Raw genomic sequence first — 19,540 nt, 5'->3', positions numbered from 1 at the left:
CCCATAGAGTTGCCCGCATGCCTGCAGCCGCCCGGATCCACCGCGACGTGGTGTCCTACGTGCGGCGCAGCGGACGCATGAACGACTCCCAGCAGCGGGCCTGGGACGCGCACCACGACGCGTGGGTCGTCGAACTCCCCCGCGGGGAGCGGCTCACCTCCGTCGCCGGTGACGCCCGGATCGACTGGACGGCCGTCTTCGGTCGCGAGGCGCCACTGAAGGTGGAGATCGGCTCCGGCACCGGGCATGCGCTGACCGCGCTCGCCGAGGCCATGCCGGACGCGAACCTGGTCGCCTTCGAGGTGTTCACCCCCGCCGTCGCGTCCACCCTCGGCCGGCTGGCCCGCCACGGCGTCGACAACGTCCGGCTCGTGGTCGCCGACGGCGCCCAGGCGCTGGAGACCGTGTTCGGGGAGGGCACCGTCAGCGAGCTGTGGACGTTCTTCCCGGACCCGTGGCACAAGGCCCGCCACCACAAGCGCCGGCTGGTGGGGCCCGCGTTCGCGCGGCTGGTCGCGTCCCGGCTCGCGCCCGGCGGTGTGTGGCACCTGGCCACCGACTGGGACGACTACGCCGACGCCATGCGCGACGTGCTGGACGCGGAGCCCGCGCTGGTGAACCTCCACGACGGCTGGGCGCCGCGCTACGACCTGCGTCCGGTCACCAAGTACGAGCGCCGCGGCCTGGACGCCGGCCGCACGATCCACGACCTGGCGTACCGGCGCGCATGAGCAGCCCGCACGAGCACCCTGATGAGCACCCCATGACCCGCTACCGGCTCGACATCGCCTACGACGGCTCCCGGTTCCACGGCTGGGCCGGCCAGACCGGGCTGCGCACCGTCCAGGGCGAGCTGGAGACGTGGGTGGGCCGCGTCCTGCGGCTCCCCGAGGCCCCCGTCCTCGTCTGCGCCGGACGCACGGACGCCGGCGTCCACGCGCGAGGCCAGGTCGCCCACCTCGACCTCGCCCTCCCCGAGCCGGACGAAGTGGCAGCCATGCTCGCCCGCCGCCTGCGGCGCGCGCTGCCCGAGGACGTCATCGTGCGCAGGGTGACCGTTCCCCCGGCCGGCTTCGACGCCCGGTTCGCGGCCATCTGGCGCCGCTACGCCTACCGGCTCGCCGACGGCCCCGCCGACCCCTTGCAGCGGCACACCACCGCTGCGGTTCGGGCGACCGTCGACGTGGGCGCGCTGAACGCCGCGGGCGAGGCGCTGATCGGCCTCCACGACTTCGCCGCCTTCTGCCGGGCGCGCGAGGGTGCCACGACGATCCGGCACCTCCAGCACCTGCACGCGGTCCGGCTCGACGACGGACGCGTCGAGATCGGCGTCCGGGCGGACGCGTTCTGCCACTCGATGGTGCGCTCGCTGGTCGGCGCGCTGGTCGAGGTCGGCACCGGGCGCAGGGACGCCGCCTGGCTGGCCGGCCTGCTCGGGGCCGGGTCCCGCTCGTCGGAGGTCCCCGTCCTGCCCGCCCACGGGCTCGTGCTGGAGGAGGTCGGTTACCCTCCGGACGACCAGCTCGCCGCCCGCGCCGTCGAGGCGCGTGCCCGCCGTGACCAGGAGCAACTGCCATGAACGGGGGGCCCGCGTGAGCCACTACTTCCACACCCCGACCGGCGAGGAGAACCGGCGCCGTATCGGCGTCCGGTTCTGGGACACCGACTGGGAGTTCACGACCGCGGACGGTGTCTTCTCCGCCGACGGACTCGACCTCGGCACCTCGGTGCTGCTGCGCGAGTCCACGCCGCCGGCGTCCGCGTCCCGGCTGCTCGACCTGGGCTGCGGCTACGGCGTGCTCGCCGTCGCGCTCGCCACCGCCTGCCCGGACGCGGTCGTGGACGCGGTCGACACCAACGAGCGCGCGCTCGCCCTCTGCGCTGCCAACGCCGCGTCCCACAAGGTCGCCGACCGGGTGCACGCGATCCTCCCGGAGCAGGCGGACCCGGAGGCCCGCTACGACGAGATCTCGGTCGAACCCTCCGATCCGGATCGGCAAGGCGGCCCTGCACGACCTGCTGCTCATGTGGCTCCCCCGGCTCGCACCCGGGGGGGTGGCCCGGCTGGTCGTGGGCAGGAACCTCGGCGCCGACTCGCTCCAGACGTGGCTGGTCGGGCAGGGCTATCGCTGCGAGCGGGTGGCCAGCGCCAAGGGATTCCGGGTGTTCTCCGTCCGCGCGGAATTGACGGACTGACCCCTGCCGCGCCGAGGCTGCGCGGCCTAGGCTTTCAGCGTCCGTCCCACGACAACAGAAGGGCGAGGAATGACCGACGAGAACAACGTCAGCGAAGAGGCCGACAGCTTCCTGAGCGGACTGATGGATGCGGCCAAGGACGCCATCGACAACATCAAGGACTTCGCCGAGGACGCGATCGAGAACGTCAAGGACTTCGCGGGTGACGCGTCGGCGAAGGCGAAGGACCTCGCGGAGGAGTTCCCGGAGAACGCGCAGAAGTTCGCCGACGACGCCACCGCGGCTGTCAAGGACTTCGCCGCGGACTTCCCCGAGAACGCCCAGAAGCTGGCCAGCGACGCGGGCACTGCGGTGAAGGGGTTCGCCGAGGACCTCCCCGACAACGCCAAGAAGCTCGCCGACGACGCGACCACGGCCGTCAAGGGCCTGGTCGACGGCGACGAGGCACCGAAGGCCTGAGGCGTCAACGGCGGGGCGCCCGGAGGGGGCGCCCCGCCGTTCTGCGTCCCGACGAGGGTGACGCGATCCGGCCACGCCGTTCGTCCCAGCTGCACCTGTGGTCACGGATTCGGCCTCCCGTGGCGTGATCGCGACAGGGTCACCCGCCACCGCACCACGGCGACGAGCGCACCCCGTCCCGACGAGGGTGACGCGATCTGGCCACTCCAGCCCAGAAGTGGGACGCGGGCTCACTCGTGGGACCGGAGGTGCGGCGGGATCGCGTCAGCGGACGGGGTAGGCCTCGGTCGCGAAACCACGGAATCGTGCTGGTCAACTGCACAATTCGGTCACGCCTTCGGTCGGGGTGCCCTACCTGGCGGTCGGTGGGTTAGCCTGTCGCCACCTGAACCTTTGCAGGGGAACCCGGTGCGAATCCGGGACTGACCCGCAACCGTGACGGCGGTACCGCCCGCCCAAGTCGGAATGCCTGCACAAGTTCTGGCTCAACAAGAGACCCGTCGTGGCATACGGGGTGAGCTGGACGCGCGAAGTGGCCCGGATCACACACCGGATGCCCCGCGCGAAAGGAACCAGATGTACTCACCCATCAAGCGATGGCTGGCTGTCGGGACTGCGGCAGTCGTCGCGTCGATCGGCCTCGGGCCTTCGTCCACCGCCGCGGCGGCCGAGCTGTCGACCTCCGCGACGAAGGCCGCGGCCTACCTCACCTCGCACCTGCCGACCTCGAAGAGCAGCTTCGACTCGGTGTTCCAGACGACCCTGGGCCTGGCCGCCACCGGTAAGTGCACCTACGCCACCTCGCTCCGGACCCTCGAGGACACGCTGACCACGCTCGCCCCCAAGTATGTGAAGTCGGGCGGAGCGGTCGCCGCGGCGAAGGTCGCGCTCGCCGCCGAGAGCATCGGGGCCGATCCCGAGGCGTTCGCGGGCACCAACCTGATCACCACCATCACCGCCGACCTGCCCTCCAGCGGGCAGGTGGGCTCCAGCGCCAACGGCTTCGGCCAGGCGCTGGCGATCATCGCGCTCTCCCGCAACGGCACCGACGTGCCGGCGAGCATGGTGACCAACCTGTTGGCCTACCAGGGCACGGACGGCGGCTTCGCCTGGCTCGCCTCCGGCGACCCCGACCCCGACACCACGGCGGTCGCGATCCTCGCCCTGAATGCGGCCGGTGGCCACGCCGACGAGGTCGCGGACGCGGTCGACTGGGCGGACAACGCCCAACTCGCCGACGGCTCGTGGGCGGCCAGCTACGACGGCACCGAGCTCTCGCCCGTCGACTCCACGGGGCTGCTCGGCTCGGCACTGTCCGAGGTTGGCGCCGACACCGGGGACGCGCTCAGCTGGCTGACCGCGCAGCAGCTCTCCAGTGGTGCGTTCTCGAACGTGCGCAGTGGCACCAAGGCCAACCTGATGTCGACCTCGGAGGCTCTCTACCTGCTCACCGGGCACTCCCTGGCCAGCGCGCTCGTCGACCTGAACGCGTGCCCGTGGCCGCTGCCTGCGTCCACCACGTCGTGCACCGGCGTCTGGGTCGTGGTCTACCGGGCCGCCGACGACTACTCGGTGCGCTGTGCCGCGAAGTACGCGACCGGCTTCGAAGCGCTGGCGAGCGCCGGCTTCACCGCCGGGCTGAGCTCAGGGTTCCTGAACCGGGTGAACGGCTTCCCCGAGGTGATCGACACCACCTGGACGAATTGGTGGGGCTACTACCACGCCACGCCCAACTCCGACGGCACCTGGGGTGACTGGACCGCCTACGACGTGGGCGGCGACCAGTCGACCCCTGTGACGGGCGAGGCGGAACTGTGGAACTACGGCCCCAACACCTGGGGCGAGACCCCCGACGCGCCGTACCCGCCGCTCGGATACGCCACCGTCGTGACGCCGAAGGTCAAGGGCACTGTGAAGGTCGGCCACAAGCTCACCGCTGTCAGGGGCAGCTGGCTGCCGAAGCCGGACAGCTACTCCTACCGCTGGTACAACGACGGCAAGGCAATCTCGGGGGCCACCTCGAGGACCTACAAGCTGAAGAAGTCCGACAAGGGCGACCGCATCAGCGTGAAGGTGACCGCGAAGGGCAAGGGCCTGCAGACCGTGTCGGTGATGTCGGCGAAGACCGCGAAGGTCCGCAAGTGAGGAAGTTCCTGGTTGCGGCTGCGCTGACGGCGACCCTCGCCGTCGGCGCGGCTGCGGCCACCCCCACCACGGCCGCCCCGATGCCGCAGGCGTCCACCTGCACCGGGGTCTGGGTGGTCGTCGACTACGGGTCACTCGGCGGCACCAGCACGAAGTGCGCGACCAGCTACGGCACCGGACTGGCGGCGCTGAAGAGCGCCGGCTTCAGCGTGACCATCGACGACGGTTTCATCTACAAGATCAACGGCAAGCCGTCCAAGCCGGACACCAACCAGGCGTACTGGTCGTACTGGCACGCCACGAGGAAGGACGACGGCAGCTACTCCGACTGGAGCTACTCCAACCTCGGCGCGACGGACTACCACCCCACCACCGGCAACGCCGAGGGGTGGCGCTACCAGTCGCTCTCGGACGGCAAGGTGCCACCGGCGGTCGCACCGCCGGCAGCCGACAGCACGCCCAGCCCCACACCGACCCCCACGAAGACGAAGACCAGCAAGCCCACGGCCTCGGCGACCGCGACCAGGAAGCCGACCGCGACGGCCACCGCGACCGCCACCAGGACCACGACGTCCGCCAGTGCGTCCCCGACCCCGTCCACCACGGCGACGTCGGCGACGCCGACCACGTCCGGGGTGGCGAGCGAGAGCGCGAGCGCGACGGCGGTCGACACCGCGTCCAGCGAGGTGGCCCAGGATGAGGTCACCGGCACCGCACCCCCGCAGGACGATGCCGGCAGCCCTGTCGGCGCGATCGTCGCGGGGAGCGCCGTCGTCCTCGCCGCGGCGGGGCTCGGCGGTTGGTGGCTGATCCGGAGGAGGCGGCCCTGACCTCACTGCACCCCTGGGCCTGGTGGTGCTGGGCGATCGGCATCGGGATCGCCGTCAGCGGCACCACCAACCCGCTGTTCCTCGCGCTGATCGCCACCGCCATGGTCGCGGTGGTGATGGTGCGCCGCAGCGACGCGCCCTGGGCACGCTCGGTCCGGGCCTACCTGCTGCTCAGCCTGTTCGTGATCGGCATGCGGCTGTTCTTCCAGATGATCCTGGGCGGCGGACGCGGCGAGACCGTGCTGTTCACGCTGCCGTCCGTCCCGCTCCCGGAGTGGGCGGCCGGCATCCAGCTCGGCGGCACCGTCACCGCCGAGGCACTGGCCTCGTCGCTCTACGACGCGCTGCGGCTGGCGGTGATGCTGCTCTGCATCGGCGCGGCCAACGCGCTGGCGAACCCGCGGCAGGCGCTGAGGTCGGTGCCCGCCGCGCTGTACGAGGCGTCCGTCGCGGTGGTGATCGCCCTCAGCGTCGCCCCGCAGCTCATCGAGAGCGTCCAGCGGGTCCGCAGGGCGCGGCGGCTCCGCGGCGACTCGTCCACCTCCCTGCGGGCCCTCGGGACGATCGCGATGCCCGTGCTCGCGGACGCGATCGAGCGCTCGATGTCGCTGGCCGCCGGCATGGAGGCCCGCGGCTTCGCCCGCACCCGTGGGCTGCCCGTGAAGGGGACCCTCCCGGTGATGCTGGTCTCCTCCATGGTGGCCACCGGCGGGGTGTTCCTTCTGCTCAGCACCAGCTTCCGCATCCCCGCCCTGTGGTTCCTCGCCGTGGGGGTGACCGGCTGCGCGGTCGCGCTCCGCGCTGCCGGACGCCGGCTCCGGGTCACCGCGTACCGCCCGCACCCCTGGCGGACGCGGGAGACCCTCGTCGCCACCACCGGGATCCTCGCCGCGGTGGTGGTGCTCGGCCTGGGCTGGGTCGATCCCGACACGCTCAGCCCCGCGCTCGCCGCGCTGCTCGACCCGGGCGCGCTCACCCCCAGCACCTGGCCGCTGGTCTGGCCGCAGCTCACCGCCCCGATGCTGCTGGTGGTCGCGCTCGTGCTGGCCCCGATCCCGCTCACCCGGCCGCGCCGCCGCTCCGAGACCGCGTCCACCCGCAACGACACCAGGGTGCGGTCGCTGCGCCCCCGTGCCGCCGAACCCGAACCGGAGCCGGCATGGCGGTGATCACGTTCGACGAGGTGTCGTTCCGCTACCCCGACGCCGCCCGGCCCGCGCTCGACCGGGTCTCCTTCAGCCTGCCCGAGGGCGACCTCTGCCTGGTGATCGGCTCGACGGGCTCGGGGAAGTCCACGCTGCTCGGCGCCATCAACGGGCTCGTCCCCCACTTCACCGGCGGCACCCTCGCCGGCCGCGTCCTCATCGACGGGAGGGACACCGCCCGGCACCGCCCCCGCGACCTCGCCGACGTCGTCGGCTACGTGGGGCAGGACCCGCTGCGCGGCTTCGTCACCGACACGGTGTCCGACGAGATCGCCTACGGCATGGAACAGCTCGGCATCGACCCGATCGCGATGCGCAAGCGGGTCGAGGAGACCCTCGACCTGGTGGGGATCGCCGACCTCCGCGGCCGTCCGCTCGTCGAGCTGTCCGGCGGCCAGCAACAGCGGGTGGCGATCGCTGCCGTGCTCGCCGCCCAGCCGCGCGTCCTCGTCCTGGACGAACCCACGTCCGCGCTCGACCCCACCGCGGCGCAGGACGTCCTGGCCGCGATCTCGACGCTCGTCCACGACGTCGGGCTGACCGTCGTGCTGGCCGAGCACCGGCTCGAGCGGGTCATGCAGGCGGCCGACTCGATCATCTGGCTGCCCGGCGACGGCTCGCTCGTCCACGGCGCCCCCGGCGAGGTCCTGGCCCGGGCCACCATCACTCCCCCGCTCGCGCAGCTCGCCCGGATCGTCGGCTGGGGCGGCGTACCGCTCAGCGTCAGGGACGCGCGGCGCCGCGCGCTGGCCGAGGACATCGTCCCGTCCACCCCCGAGCCGGCCAGCGGCCCCACCGGCCCCGTCGCGCTGTCGGCCCGCGGGGTGGACGTGCGCTACGGGGCGCTGACGGCGGTGGCCGGCGTCGACCTCGACCTGCACGGCGGCCAGGTCACCGCACTGCTCGGACGCAACGGCGCAGGCAAGTCGTCGCTGCTGTGGGCGCTCCAGGGCGCGCTGACCTGCGCGGGCGAGATCACCGTCGGCGAGCGGGACCCCCGCCGGCTCTCCGCGGCCCAGGCCCGCCGGCTGGTCACCCTCGTCCCCCAGACCGCGGCGGACCTCCTCTACCTGGCCACCGTGGGCGCCGAGTGCGCGCAGGCCGACGCCGAGAGCGACGCCGAGGAGGGCACCACCGCGTCCCTGCTCGCCCGGCTCGGGGTCGACGTGCCCGACGACCGGGACCCCCGCGACCTGTCGGAGGGCCAGCGGCTCGCCCTCGTGCTGGCCATCCAGCTCGCCGCGGAGCCGCCCGTCCTGCTCCTCGACGAGCCGACCCGGGGGCTTGACTACAGCGCCAAGGCCGAACTGCGCCGCATCGTCCAGCGGTTGGCAGCGACGGGGGTGGCCGTCCTGATCAGCACGCACGACGTGGAGTTCGCGGCCGCCGTGAGCACCCGCACACTGTTGATGGCCGACGGGGAGCTGATCGCCGACGGCACCACCGCAGGGCTGCTCACGTCCTCCCCCGCCTACGCACCCCAGATGGCGAAGGTGTTCGCGCCCGTCCCCGTGCTCACGCCCGAGGACGTCGAACGGGGGCTGCGATGAGCGCGCCGGAACTCGTCCGCCCCGTCGCCGGCGCGGGGGCGCGCGGCCTGGGCCTGCGCGGATCGGCGGCGACCACCGCCGCGGTGCTGATCGGCGCGGTGGCGTTCAGCTGGCCGCTGTTCCTGCGCCCCGATTCGGGGATGTCGGCCACGCAGGCCCCGATCATGTTCGCCGTGGTGCTGCCGCTGGTGCTGGCCATCATGCTGTCCGAGATCGCCGGTGGCCGGATGGACGCGAAGGTGCTCGCGATGCTGGGCGTCCTCGCCGCCGTCGGCACGGTGCTGCGTCCGCTCAGCGCGGGGACGGCCGGGTTCGAGCTCGTCTTCTTCCTGCTGATCCTCGCCGGACGCGTGTTCGGCCCGGGGTTCGGCTTCGCGCTCGGGGCGATCACGCTGTTCACGTCCGCCCTGATCACGTCCGGGGTGGGGCCGTGGCTGCCGTACCAGATGCTCGCTGCCGGCTTCGTCGGGCTCTTCGCCGGGCTGCTGCCCCCGGCGAGGGGACGCGCAGAGATCGTGCTGCTCGCCGCGTACGGGATGGTGTCGGCCTTCGCCTACGGCTGGGTGATGGACTTCTCGTTCTGGCCGTTCGGGATCGGCAACGACACCCAGCTCTCGTTCGACCCGAGTCTGGGGCCGCTGGAGAACCTGCACCGGTTCGTGCTGTACAACATCGCCACGTCGATGGGCTGGAACCTGGGCCGCGCGCTGACCAACGCGGTGATGATCGGCCTGGTCGGCACGCCGCTGCTGCGCCTGTTCCGCCGCTCCGCCCGCCGCGCCCTCTTCGTGGACGCCACGCGGACGCCGTCCGCGCCGCCCGTCCGCTGAGATCCCACAGCCGACTCTTCGTGCAGCCACTGGCGGAATAGGGGCTGGAAGCGGCAAGTTGGGGGTAGGTGAATGCCAGACTCAGCAAGGAAGGGAAACCTGATGGCTTACACGCTGCCCGATCTCGACTACGACTACGGTGCCCTCGCGCCCTCGATCGCCCCCGAGATCATGGAGCTCCATCACAGCAAGCACCACGCCGCGTACGTCGCGGGCGCCAACACGGCCCTGGACAAGCTGGCGGAGGCCCGCGACAAAGCCGACTTCGCGTCCATCCCGAAGCTGGAGAAGGACCTCGCCTTCCACCTCGGCGGTCACATCAACCACTCGGTGTTCTGGAAGAACATGTCGCCCGACGGCGGCGGCGAGCCGGACGGTGACGTCGCGTCGGCGATCGACGAGTTCTTCGGCTCCTTCGCCGGCTTCAAGGGCCAGTTCGAGGCCGCGGCCAACTCCCTGCAGGGCTCCGGGTGGGCGCTGCTGGTGTGGGACCCGCTGGGCAAGCGGCTGAACATCAACCAGCTCTACGACCAGCAGAACAGCGTCCCGGTGGGCCAGCTGCCGATCCTCCAGCTCGACATGTGGGAGCACGCGTTCTACCTGCAGTACAAGAACGTGAAGGCCGACTACGTGAAGGCGTGGTGGAACGTGGTCAACTGGGCCGACGTCGCGTCCCGACTGGCGAAGGCGAAGGCGGCCGACGTCCTGTGACGTCCCCCTGCGGGGGACAACTCCCCTAGCCAGACCCAGGTCCCCCGAGGATCTTCCTGAGAGAACTTGACCTATCTCTCAGGATCGTGCAGGCTTTTCTCAGAAATGTGCCAGCCGATCCTCGGGGGACTGTGTCGTGAACAAGGCGATCACCGCCACTGCGCTGTCAGCAGTACTGCTGGCCGGTGGCGTGAGCACCGCCGCGAGCCTGTACAAGGACGTCCAGTTGACCGTGGACGGACAAGTGCTCGAGGCCGACGGGTTCGCGCTCACCGTGGCCGACGTGCTCGCGGCGAAGGGCGTCACGCTCACCGCGTCCGACGAGGTCTCCCCCGCGGTCGACTCGGCCGTCACCAGCGGCCAGGTCGTGACCGTCCGCTACGGCAAGCAGCTCACGCTCAACGTCGACGGCGCCCCGCGGACCTTCCTCACCCACGCGGCCACCCTCGACGAGGCGCTGTCCACCGACGCCATCACGTCCCAGGCGACCCAGCTGGCCGTCACCACACCCCGCGTCAGCCTGGTCGGCGCCCGGACGTCCATCCCGCTGGACGCGACGCTGCCCCGCAGCGGCGTCACCGTCGACGTGACCACCCCCAAGCACGTCGAGCTGGTGGTCGGCGGCCACAGCACCGAAGTGGTCACGACGGCCGCCACCGTGGCCGACCTCCTCAACGAGCAGGACCTGACGGTGGGCGCGACCGACCGGCTCGACCCGCTCACCACGACCGCGGTCACCGAGGACCAGACCATCACCCTCGACCGGGTCGTCGTGTCGAAGAAGACGAAGACCGAGACCGTCCCGTTCGACACGATCAGCAAGAACAACTCCAGCCTGTGGAAGGGCGAGTCGCGCGTCCTGACGGCCGGCAAGAACGGCAAGGCCAAGCGCACCTACGAGATCACCGTCGTGAACGGCAAGGTGACCAAGAAGGTCGTGGTGTCCGAGACGGTCATCACGAAGGCCACCGACCAGGTGACCGAGGTCGGAACCAAGACCTCCGCCAACGGCGTTGGCATCAACCTTGCCCGGGCGGCGATGTGGGACCGGATCGCGCGCTGCGAGTCCGGCGGCAACTGGCACATCAACACCGGCAACGGCTACTACGGCGGCCTGCAGTTCAACATGGCCGCCTGGAACTCCAACGGCGGACGCGACTTCGCCGCCCGCGCAGACCTGGCGAGCAGGGCCCAGCAGATCACCGTGGCCAACCGCTACTACGCCAAGGCCGGCACGAGCCCCTGGACCTGCGCCTGATCCCCCCTCTTTCAGGCGCAGCCGACCCTCCCCTCGGGTCGGGTCGCAGCGGCCCCGAGAACCTCCTCCCCCCTGGTTCCCGGGGCCGTTGACCGTCCCGGTGGCACAGACACGGGAGGCCCGGGTGCGCTGTACTGGAGCCATGACGACAACTCCCGCTCCCGACGACCCGCGTCCGCTGCTCGGCCGCGCGCTCGACCAGGCCGGACGGCTGGTCACCACGACCGACCCCGGCGCCGCCGGCGCCCCCACGCCCTGCGGCGACTTCGACGTCGCCACGCTCGTCCAGCACCTGCTCGCCGTCGAGCGACGGATGGGTGCGGTCGTGCGGGGCGAGCCGTTCGCGTCCGTCCCGCGGTTGTGGCCGAGCGAGGACTGGGGCACCGACTGGGCGTCCGGGCGGGCCTCGACGGACGCGGCGCTGGCCGCGGCCGACCTCGGCGCCCCGGTCCGGGTGCCGTGGGGCGAGGTACCCTCGCGCGGGCGGTGGCGTCCTACGTGAGCGAGATGGCCACCCATTCCTGGGACCTCGCGGTGGCCACGGGGCGCGCCGACGAACTGGACGCCTCGATCGCCGAGGCCGCCCTCCCGATCGCGATGGCGACGGTCCCGGCGGCCGGCCGCGGCCCCGAGACCCCGTTCGCCCCGGTGGTGGAGGTCGCCGACGACGCTCCCGCGTACGACCGCCTCGTCGCCTGGAACGGCCGCGACCCCCGCTGGACCCCCTGACACGGTCGTCCGCACCCCGGGAAGACCGGGCGGGAGCGAGACTCCGGCGGCACGGCACGATGGGGACGGTTCCTAACGTGCCGGTGGCGCGAAAGTAGAACCGTCCCCGAATACGCACCAACCACAGACCCGGCACGATGGGGACGGTTCCTGTCGTGCCGCCGCGGACGCAGAACCGCCCGCCTCCCTCGCGGGAGGCGGGCGGTTCGCTGACGGGTCGGCTCAGGCCTTGTCGTCGTCCTTGCCGTCGAGGACGTTGACGAAGCCCGCGGCCTCTGCGGCCTCGGTCGAGTTGAACCACACCTCGGCGATGGTCTGGTCGTACCACTGCGACTCGGGCGTGTGGAACTTCATGGAGTCCTTGTTGCCCTTGATGTCGTAGCCGGCCGGCGGCTCGTCGCCCACGTAGGAGCCCTCACCGAACTCGGGGGCCTCGTCCGCAGCGGCGACGCCCTTGGCCTCGAGCTCGACGTCGGCGATCTCCTCGGCGGCGGGGGCCTCGACGGCCTCCTCGACGACCTCGGCCTTCGCAGCCTTCTTCGCCGGCGCCTTCTTCTCGGCGGCCTTGGTGGCCGGCTCGGCCTTCTTGGCCGTGCCCTTCGCCTTGGCCTTGCGGGACTCCTCGACGCTCTCGGTCACGATCTCGATCACGGCCATGGGGGCGTTATCGCCCTTGCGCGGCCCGATCTTCGTGATCCGGGTGTAGCCACCCTCGCGCTCGGCGAGCTTCGGGGCGATCTCGGTGAACAGGATGTGCACCACGCCCTTGTCGGTGACCGTCTGCAGGACCTGGCGACGGTTGTGCAGGTCGCCGCGCTTGGCCTTGCTGATCAGCCGGTCGGCCAGCGGCTGGACGCGCTTGGCCTTGGCCTCGGTCGTGGTGATCTTGCCATGCTGGAACAGCTGGGTGGCCAGGTTGGCCAGGATGATCCTCTGGTGTGCCGGGCTACCCCCGAAGCGGGGCCCCTTGGTCGGCTTGGGCATTGTTCGCTATCTCCTGAATGGCTGTGGATCAGTACGAGTCGTCGTAGTCGACGTCCGTGTCGTAGGTGGACAGTGCGCTCAGCGGGTCGAAGCCCGGGGAGCTGTCCTTGAGCGAGAGCCCCATCTCGTGCAGGCGGAGCTTGACCTCCTCGATCGACTTGGAGCCGAAGTTGCGGATGTCCAGCAGGTCCTGCTCGGAGCGGGAGACGAGCTCGCTCACGGTGTGGATGCCCTCGCGCTTGAGGCAGTTGTAGCTCCGCATGGTGAGCTTCAGCTCCTCGACCGGCAGGGCCAGGTCGGCGGCGAGCTGCTCGTCCACGGGGGACGGGCCGATCTCGATGCCCTCGGCGTCCACGTTCAGTTCACGGGCCAGCCCGAACAGCTCGACCAGCGTCTTGCCGGCCGACGCCATCGCGTCCCGCGGCTTGATCGACTGCTTGGTCTCGACATCGACGATCAGCTTGTCGAAGTCGGTGCGCTGCTCGACACGGGTCGCCTCCACCTTGTAGGTGACCTTGAGCACCGGGGAGTAGATCGAGTCGACCGGGATCCGGCCGATCTCCGCGTCCGGGTTCTTGTTCTGGACGGCCGAGACGTAGCCACGGCCACGCTCGACGACCAGCTCCATCTCGATCTTGCCGGTCTCGTTGAGGGTCGCGATGTGCAGGTCGGGGTTGTGCACCTCGACGCCGGCCGGCGGGGCGATGTCGGCCGCGGTGACCGCGCCCGCACCCGACTTGCGCAGGTACATCACCACCGGCTCGTCCTCCTCGGAGGACAGCACCAGCGACTTCAGGTTCAGGATGACCTCGGTGACGTCCTCGACGACACCGGGCAGGGTGGAGAACTCGTGCTGGTTCCCCTCGATCTTGATGCTGGTGACCGCCGCGCCCGGGATGGACGACAGCAGGGTGCGACGCAGCGAGTTGCCGAGGGTGTAGCCGAAGCCCGGCTCAAGCGGCTCGATGACGAACCGGGAGCGGAACTCGTCGACGACCTCTTCGGTAAGGATCGGACGCTGTGCGATGAGCATTCTTGGTGTTCTTCCTCTCCACCGCCCACTATTTGACGGTGATCAGATGCGCCGGACGCCCTGCCCGGCGCGGAGAGTCCCGACGGCCACCCCCTCGATGGGGATGGCCGCGGGACCGACTTCGGCTTACTTCGAGTAGAGCTCGACGATCAGCTGCTCGGTGACGTCGATGGTGATCTGCTCGCGGACGGGCAGCTGGTGCACCAGGATCCGGCCCTTGTTGGGACGGACGGTGAGCCACGCCGGCACGACCTTCTCGTTGTGGGTCTCACGAGCCACGACGAACGGGTAGACGTTCATCGACTTCGGCTTGATGTCGATCACGTCGTAGGCGCTGACCCGGTAGCTCGGGACGTTGACCTTCTTGCCGTTCACGGTGAAGTGGCCGTGGACGACGAGCTGGCGGGCCTGGCGACGGGTGGACGCGAGCCCCGCGCGGTACACGACGTTGTCGAGACGCGACTCGAGGATGATCAGCAGGTTGTCACCGGTCTTGCCGGACAGCCGGTTGGCCTCCTCGTAGTAGCGGCGGAACTGCTTCTCGAGCACGCCGTACGCGTAGCGGGCTTTCTGCTTCTCCTTGAGCTGCAGCAGGTACTCGCTCTCCTTGACGCGGCCGCGGCCGTGCATACCCGGCGGGTACGGACGGTGCTCGAACGCCTTGTCGTTGCCCACCAGGTCGGTGCCGAGCCGGCGGGACTTCTTGGTGATGGGGCCGGTGTAACGGGCCATGGTTCTCTCCTCTTCGGCTCAGGGACTAGACGCGACGGCGCTTCGGCGGACGGCAACCGTTGTGCGGCACCGGGGTGACGTCGGAGATCGGACCGATCTCCAGGCCGACGGCTCCGAGCGAACGGATCGCGGTCTCGCGGCCGGAGCCGGGACCCTTGACGAAGACATCCACCCGCTTCATGCCGTGCTCCATGGCGCGGCGACCCGCGGCCTCGGCGGCCATCTGGGCGGCGAACGGGGTGGACTTGCGGGAGCCCTTGAAGCCGACGGTGCCGGCAGAGGCCCATGAGATCACCGCACCGGTCGGGTCGGTGATCGAGATGATCGTGTTGTTGAACGTGCTCTTGATGTGCGCCTGGCCGGCGACGACGTTCTTCTTCTCCTTGCGGCGAACCTTGCCCTTCGCGGACTTGGCGCTCGCGGTGCGGCCTGCAGTAGCCAATTCAGTTACTCCTGGATCCTTGTCCTAGGCCGCGGTTAGCGGGCCTTCTTCTTCCCGGCGACAGCCTTCTTCTTCCCCTTGCGGGTGCGGGCGTTCGTCTTGGTGCGCTGACCGCGGACGGGCAGGCCCATGCGATGACGACGGCCCTGGTAGGAGCCGATCTCGATCTTGCGACGGATGTCGGCGGCCACCGAACGACGGAGGTCACCCTCGGTCTCGTAGTTGGCCTCGATGTGGTCGCGCAGTGCGACCAGCTGCTCGTCGGTGAGCTGGTGGACTCGGATGTCGCCACTGAGACCAGTGGCAGCCAGGGTCTCCTTGGCGCGGGTACGGCCGATGCCGTAGATGTAGGTGAGGGCGATCTCGAGCCGCTTCTCGCGCGGCAGATCGACCCCGATGAGGCGTGCCATGTGCACTGACCTTTCCGGTTGACGAGTCGGTTCCCCGACCCGCGAAGGTGTCCTGCGTGATGCGTCCCCTCACCATCTGGGTGTGGGCCCCGGCCTTCGTCCGGGGGTGGATCACCGTGGAACAGGTCCCGGTGTTGCGATCACGTTGTGTGGTTATTCAGTTGTGGTCGGCTCCGGGGAGCCGGGTGTTTCCGCGTCCCGCACCGCGGCGGACGGGCGGAGCGAACTCAGCCCTGGCGCTGCTTGTGGCGCGGGTTGTCGCAGATCACCATCACGCGACCGTGCCGGCGAATCACCTTGCACTTGTCGCAGATCCTCTTGACGCTCGGCTGAACCTTCATCGAGCAAGCTTTCTGACTCATCGCCGGGCGCACGGAGAACCGTGGACCGGACTGGTGGTGGATTCTTGCGGTCTGATCACCGGTGCCGGAAGACGATGCGGCCACGGCTCAGGTCATAGGGGGACAGCTCGACGACCACTCGGTCGGCCGGGATGATGCGGATGTAGTGCTGCCGCATCTTGCCGCTGATGGTCGCCAGCACCTTGTGCCCGTTGGCCAGTTCCACGCGGAACATGGCGTTGGGCAGGGCTTCGACGACGGTTCCCTCGAGTTCGAGGGCGCCTTCCTTCTTCGCCATTACTCCCAATCGTTGAGGTTGTGTGGACGCACGCCTGCGCAGGCACAGGTCATGCAAGGGTCAAGACTACGTCACAGGAGGTAACGCCCTCAAATCGGGGGAATGCCGGGGCAGCGCGGACGGTTGTGGGCGGGTGTGCGCGCTGTCGTCTTCTCCCGCTACGGCGGTCCCGAGGTCCTGACCCCCACCGAGGTCGCCGAGCCCACCGCAGGGCCCGGACGGATCCGCGTCCGCGTCCGCGCGGCCGGGGTGAACCCCTACGACTACAAGGTGCGCTCCGGGATGATGTCCAACGGCGCGCAGGTGCCGGACGCGCCGGTCGTGCCGGGGCAGGAGGCCGCCGGCGTGGTCGACCAAATGGGTGAGGGCGTCACCGGTGTCTCGGTCGGGGACGAGGTGTTCGGCCTCGGCAGCCGCGCCTACGCCGAGCGGGCCGTGCTCCGGGCGTGGGCTCCGAAGCCCGCGGGCCTGGACTGGCCGCAGGCCGCCGCGCTGGGCGTCGCCGGCGAGACCGCGACGCGCATCCTGAATGCCCTCGCGCTGCCGCAGGGGGCGACGCTGCTCGTGCACGGCGCTGCCGGTGGCGTCGGGCAGGCCGTCGTCCAGCTCGGACGCGTGGCCGGCCTGCGCGTGATCGGCACGGCCAGGGCGCGCAACCACGACCTGCTGCGCGGGCTGGGCGCGGAGCCGACCACCTATGGCGAGGGCCTGCCGGCGCGGGTGGCCGCGCTCGCACCGGACGGCGTGGACGGCGTCGCCGACACGGCCGGCTCCCAGCTCGACGACCTGATCGCCGTGGCCGGTTCCGCGGACCGCGTCGTGACCATCGCCAACTACTCGGCCGCGGAGCGCGGCGTCCGCTTCACCGGAGGTGGCGAGGACGCGTCCGCGGCGCTCGCGCGGGTCGGCGAACTCGCGGCCCAGGGCCGGTTCGCCGTGCGGGTCGCGGCCACGTTCGACCTGGCGGACGCGGCGGAGGCGCAGCGGCTCAGCGAGGCGCGCGGATCGGGCGGGAAGATCGTCCTGATCGTGCAGTGAGCCCTCACGGGCGCCGCTTTCCCCGGCGGCGTAGACTATTCCGTCGCGCACCTTGAGAAGGGCACCACCTTGGATTCAGCCGCGTCACCCCCGACCGCCCTGGAGCGGGAGCTGGCCATCGAGCAGGCACACGTGGACCTCGTCTACGCCCACCTCGAGCAGGCCACCCGATCCGCCCGGCGGGTCGCGTCCCAGGGCCAGGACCTGTACCGGTCCGACCGGGAGACCTGGGTCAGGGAGGAGGACGGGACCGCCCTGTTCGAGCGGGACGCGTTCGCCTTCCAGGCGGCCCGGCGGCTCGCGATCCTGGACGCCGAGCACGAGGGCCTCGTGTTCGGGCGGCTCGACCACACCGACGGCGAGATCCGTTACATCGGCCGGATCGGCGTGCGGGACGCGGACTACGAGCCGCTCGTGATCGACTGGCGGGCCCGCGCGGCCGAGCCGTTCTACCGGGCCACGGCCAGCGACCCGATGGACGTGGTGCGCCGACGCGTGCTGCGCTGCCGCAACGACATCGTCGTCGGCATCGAGGACGACCTGCTCGACGGTGACCACGGCAGCGAGGACCTGGTGATCATCGGCGAGGGGGCCCTGATGGCCGCGCTGAAGCGGGCGCGCGGCCCGCACATGCGCGACATCGTCGCCACCATCCAGGCCGAGCAGGACGAGGCGATCCGCGCCGACTACTCCGGCGTCACCGTGATCTCCGGTGGCCCCGGCACGGGCAAGACGGTCGTCGCGCTGCACCGCGCGGCGTACCTGCTGTACTCCAACCGGCGGCGGTTCGAACGCGGCGGGATCCTGGTCGTGGGCCCGTCCGGGCTGTTCATGGACTACATCGAGCGGGTGCTCCCCTCGCTGGGCGAGGACTCGGTGACGCTGCGTCCCATCGGCGGGGTGGCGGTCGACACGCTGGGCTTCACCGCGTCCCGGATCGACGCCGCCGACGCCGCGACGATCAAGGGCAGCCTGCGGATGGTGCCGCTGCTGAAGCGGCTGGTGAACCTCCCGCTGCTGGACGCCGGCGCCGAGCAGCCGCCGCTGCGCGTGACCGTGAAGGGCGAGGTGCTCACGCTGCACGCGTCCGAGTTGGGCCGGATCCGCCGTGACGTCCTGACCCGGACGCGGGCGAACGCGGGCCGCGCTGCCGCCGAGGCCGCCGTGATGGACGCGCTGTACGCGCAGCTGCCGGAGGAGCTCGAGCTGGAGAAGGACGTGATGGTCGAGCTCGTCAGCGATTCGGCCGCGTACCGGATGTTCCTCCAGGCCTGGTGGCCCGACCTCACCCCGACCGACGTGTTGCGCCGGTTGGCGTCCGCGTCGGTGGTGGCGCGGGTCGCGGAGGGCATCCTCGACGCGTCGGAGCAGGCCGCGCTCGTCGCGTCCTTCGCGTTCGAGGAGTGGTCGGTGGCCGACACCGCGCTGCTCGACGAACTGGTCGCGATGCTCGGCCCGGTGGAGGAGGACGAGGAGGCCGACGAGCCGATCCTGTTCCTTCCCGACGGCACCGAGATCACCGAGGTCGTCACGACGGCCGACCGGCTCCGCGACGTCCGCGAGGCCGACCCGGGCGCCGATGCGCACGACACGTTTGCCCACCTGCTGGTGGACGAGGCGCAGGACATCAGCCCGCTCCAGTGGCGGATGCTGCGCCGGCGCGGCTCGCAGGCGAGCTGGACGATCGTGGGCGATCCCGCGCAGAGCAGCTGGCCGGACCTGGCCGAGTCGGAGAAGGCGATGGCCGAGCTGATCGGCTCGGCGCCGAGCCGCCGGTTCCGGTTGTCGACGAACTACCGCAGCCCCGCAGAGGTGTTCGAGCTGGCCGCGCAGGTGGTGCACGCCGCGTTCCCCGGCGCCGACCTGCCCGAGGCCGTGCGCTCGACCGGCGTCGACCCGGAGCTGCTGGTCGTCTCGGAGGACGACGTGCCGGTCGCGCTGGACACGAAGCTCGCCGAGCTCGCCGGCCTCGTCCAGGGCACCATCGGCGTCATCGCCGCCCCGTCCCGGCTGCCGTCGCTGGCGCTCGCCGACCTGGCGTCCGTGCGGGACGGCGACGGCCGGATCTCGCTGGTCAGCCCGCTGAACGCGAAGGGCCTGGAGTACGACGCGGTCGTAGTGGTGGGCCCGGACGAGATCGTCGCGGAGTCGCCCGGCGGCGTCCGCGTCCTCTACGTGGCGCTGACCCGACCGACCCAGCGCCTGGTCACGATCGACGTCGGCGACGCCCCCGGCCCCTGGCGCTCGGTCCTCTCCTGAGGCGGCACGACAGGAACCGTCCCCAGCGTTCCATCCCGCGAGTGGCACGCTGGGGACGGTTCCTATCGTGCCATCGGCCCCGGACCAGGA

Annotated in this window: 21 protein-coding genes, 1 pseudogene and 1 riboswitch; of the genes and pseudogenes, 15 read left to right on the top strand and 7 right to left on the bottom strand. The window is 71.0% G+C overall.

Going from position 1 to position 19,540, the window contains the following annotated elements; genetic code table 11:
• Positions 1–17 precede the first annotated feature (17 nt).
• The 13 genes and pseudogenes from trmB (at position 18) to QM779_RS17190 (ending at position 11,913) form a co-directional block, all read left to right on the top strand.
• Positions 18–731, top strand: coding sequence for a tRNA (guanosine(46)-N7)-methyltransferase TrmB (trmB, locus tag QM779_RS17250; protein ID WP_428537872.1), 714 nt, complete (start codon positions 18–20; stop codon positions 729–731).
• Between the two features lie 32 nt (positions 732–763).
• A complete protein-coding gene (gene truA / locus QM779_RS17245) occupies positions 764–1,579 on the top strand; it encodes a tRNA pseudouridine(38-40) synthase TruA (protein WP_428537869.1) in 816 nt (271 codons plus the stop codon).
• Positions 1,580–1,592: 13 nt separating this feature from the next.
• Positions 1,593–2,196: pseudogene (locus tag QM779_RS17240) on the top strand (class I SAM-dependent methyltransferase).
• Positions 2,197–2,265: 69 nt separating this feature from the next.
• A complete protein-coding gene (locus tag QM779_RS17235; protein ID WP_428537866.1) occupies positions 2,266–2,655 on the top strand; it encodes a hypothetical protein in 390 nt (129 codons plus the stop codon).
• 346 nt (positions 2,656–3,001) lie between these two features.
• Positions 3,002–3,174: riboswitch (cobalamin riboswitch) on the top strand.
• Between the two features lie 57 nt (positions 3,175–3,231).
• Positions 3,232–4,800 (top strand): hypothetical protein, encoded by a 1,569-nt coding sequence (locus QM779_RS17230; RefSeq protein ID WP_428537863.1) that lies wholly within the window; start codon positions 3,232–3,234, stop codon positions 4,798–4,800.
• Complete coding sequence (locus QM779_RS17225; RefSeq protein ID WP_428537860.1) at positions 4,797–5,630, top strand: hypothetical protein; 834 nt, start codon at positions 4,797–4,799, stop codon at positions 5,628–5,630. The genes QM779_RS17230 and QM779_RS17225 overlap by 4 nt, the downstream gene beginning before the upstream one ends.
• Complete coding sequence (locus QM779_RS17220; protein WP_428537857.1) at positions 5,603–6,799, top strand: energy-coupling factor transporter transmembrane component T; 1,197 nt, start codon at positions 5,603–5,605, stop codon at positions 6,797–6,799. Before QM779_RS17225 ends, QM779_RS17220 begins: the two co-directional genes overlap by 28 nt.
• Positions 6,790–8,385, top strand: coding sequence for an ABC transporter ATP-binding protein (locus QM779_RS17215; RefSeq protein ID WP_428537854.1), 1,596 nt, complete (start codon positions 6,790–6,792; stop codon positions 8,383–8,385). The genes QM779_RS17220 and QM779_RS17215 overlap by 10 nt, the downstream gene beginning before the upstream one ends.
• Positions 8,382–9,215: an ECF transporter S component gene (locus QM779_RS17210; protein WP_428537851.1), complete on the top strand. Its 834-nt coding sequence runs from the start codon at positions 8,382–8,384 to the stop codon at positions 9,213–9,215. The genes QM779_RS17215 and QM779_RS17210 overlap by 4 nt, the downstream gene beginning before the upstream one ends.
• 99 nt (positions 9,216–9,314) lie before the next feature.
• A complete protein-coding gene (locus QM779_RS17205) occupies positions 9,315–9,926 on the top strand; it encodes a superoxide dismutase (RefSeq protein ID WP_428538498.1) in 612 nt (203 codons plus the stop codon).
• Between the two features lie 136 nt (positions 9,927–10,062).
• Positions 10,063–11,184 carry a transglycosylase family protein gene (locus QM779_RS17200; RefSeq protein WP_428537848.1) on the top strand — a complete coding sequence of 374 codons (1,122 nt, stop codon included), beginning with the start codon at positions 10,063–10,065 and terminating at the stop codon, positions 11,182–11,184.
• A 142-nt stretch (positions 11,185–11,326) separates the two neighbouring features.
• Positions 11,327–11,686 carry a maleylpyruvate isomerase N-terminal domain-containing protein gene (locus QM779_RS17195; RefSeq protein WP_428537845.1) on the top strand — a complete coding sequence of 120 codons (360 nt, stop codon included), beginning with the start codon at positions 11,327–11,329 and terminating at the stop codon, positions 11,684–11,686.
• Entirely contained in the window at positions 11,671–11,913 is a 243-nt protein-coding gene (locus QM779_RS17190) for a hypothetical protein (protein WP_428537842.1), read from the top strand. Before QM779_RS17195 ends, QM779_RS17190 begins: the two co-directional genes overlap by 16 nt.
• Positions 11,914–12,135: 222 nt before the next feature.
• Here the strand turns inward: QM779_RS17190 and rplQ are convergent, their stop codons facing one another.
• The 7 genes from rplQ to infA form a co-directional block, all read right to left on the bottom strand.
• A complete protein-coding gene (gene rplQ, locus QM779_RS17185; protein WP_428537839.1) occupies positions 12,136–12,897 on the bottom strand; it encodes a 50S ribosomal protein L17 in 762 nt (253 codons plus the stop codon).
• A gap of 28 nt (positions 12,898–12,925) precedes the next feature.
• Positions 12,926–13,930 (bottom strand): DNA-directed RNA polymerase subunit alpha, encoded by a 1,005-nt coding sequence (locus tag QM779_RS17180; RefSeq protein ID WP_428537836.1) that lies wholly within the window; start codon positions 13,928–13,930, stop codon positions 12,926–12,928.
• A 126-nt stretch (positions 13,931–14,056) separates the two neighbouring features.
• Entirely contained in the window at positions 14,057–14,662 is a 606-nt protein-coding gene (gene rpsD, locus QM779_RS17175; RefSeq protein ID WP_428537833.1) for a 30S ribosomal protein S4, read from the bottom strand.
• A gap of 25 nt (positions 14,663–14,687) precedes the next feature.
• On the bottom strand, positions 14,688–15,104 hold the full coding sequence (rpsK, locus tag QM779_RS17170) for a 30S ribosomal protein S11 (RefSeq protein WP_415151820.1): 417 nt from the start codon (positions 15,102–15,104) through the stop codon (positions 14,688–14,690).
• A 35-nt stretch (positions 15,105–15,139) separates the two neighbouring features.
• Positions 15,140–15,514, bottom strand: coding sequence for a 30S ribosomal protein S13 (gene rpsM, locus QM779_RS17165; RefSeq protein ID WP_428537829.1), 375 nt, complete (start codon positions 15,512–15,514; stop codon positions 15,140–15,142).
• Between the two features lie 227 nt (positions 15,515–15,741).
• Positions 15,742–15,855 carry a 50S ribosomal protein L36 gene (gene rpmJ, locus QM779_RS17160; protein ID WP_020490683.1) on the bottom strand — a complete coding sequence of 38 codons (114 nt, stop codon included), beginning with the start codon at positions 15,853–15,855 and terminating at the stop codon, positions 15,742–15,744.
• A gap of 76 nt (positions 15,856–15,931) precedes the next feature.
• Complete coding sequence (gene infA, locus QM779_RS17155) at positions 15,932–16,153, bottom strand: translation initiation factor IF-1 (RefSeq protein ID WP_083851572.1); 222 nt, start codon at positions 16,151–16,153, stop codon at positions 15,932–15,934.
• Between the two features lie 102 nt (positions 16,154–16,255).
• Here infA and QM779_RS17150 point away from each other — a divergent pair, with 102 nt between their 5' ends.
• Together QM779_RS17150 and QM779_RS17145 are read left to right on the top strand one after the other, a co-directional pair.
• Positions 16,256–17,191 (top strand): NADP-dependent oxidoreductase, encoded by a 936-nt coding sequence (locus QM779_RS17150; protein ID WP_428537824.1) that lies wholly within the window; start codon positions 16,256–16,258, stop codon positions 17,189–17,191.
• A 69-nt stretch (positions 17,192–17,260) separates the two neighbouring features.
• The gene (locus QM779_RS17145; RefSeq protein ID WP_428537821.1) at positions 17,261–19,450 is read left to right on the top strand and encodes a HelD family protein; all 2,190 of its coding nucleotides are present in this window, start codon (positions 17,261–17,263) and stop codon (positions 19,448–19,450) included.
• The last annotated feature ends 90 nt before the right edge of the window (positions 19,451–19,540 follow it).

The sequence above is a fragment of the Propionicimonas sp. genome, from assembly GCF_049840635.1.
Lineage (GTDB): Bacteria > Actinomycetota > Actinomycetes > Propionibacteriales > Propionibacteriaceae > Propionicimonas.
The sequence above is the reverse complement of the archived record's forward strand: the minus strand, read 5'-3'. Positions and strand labels throughout refer to the sequence as shown.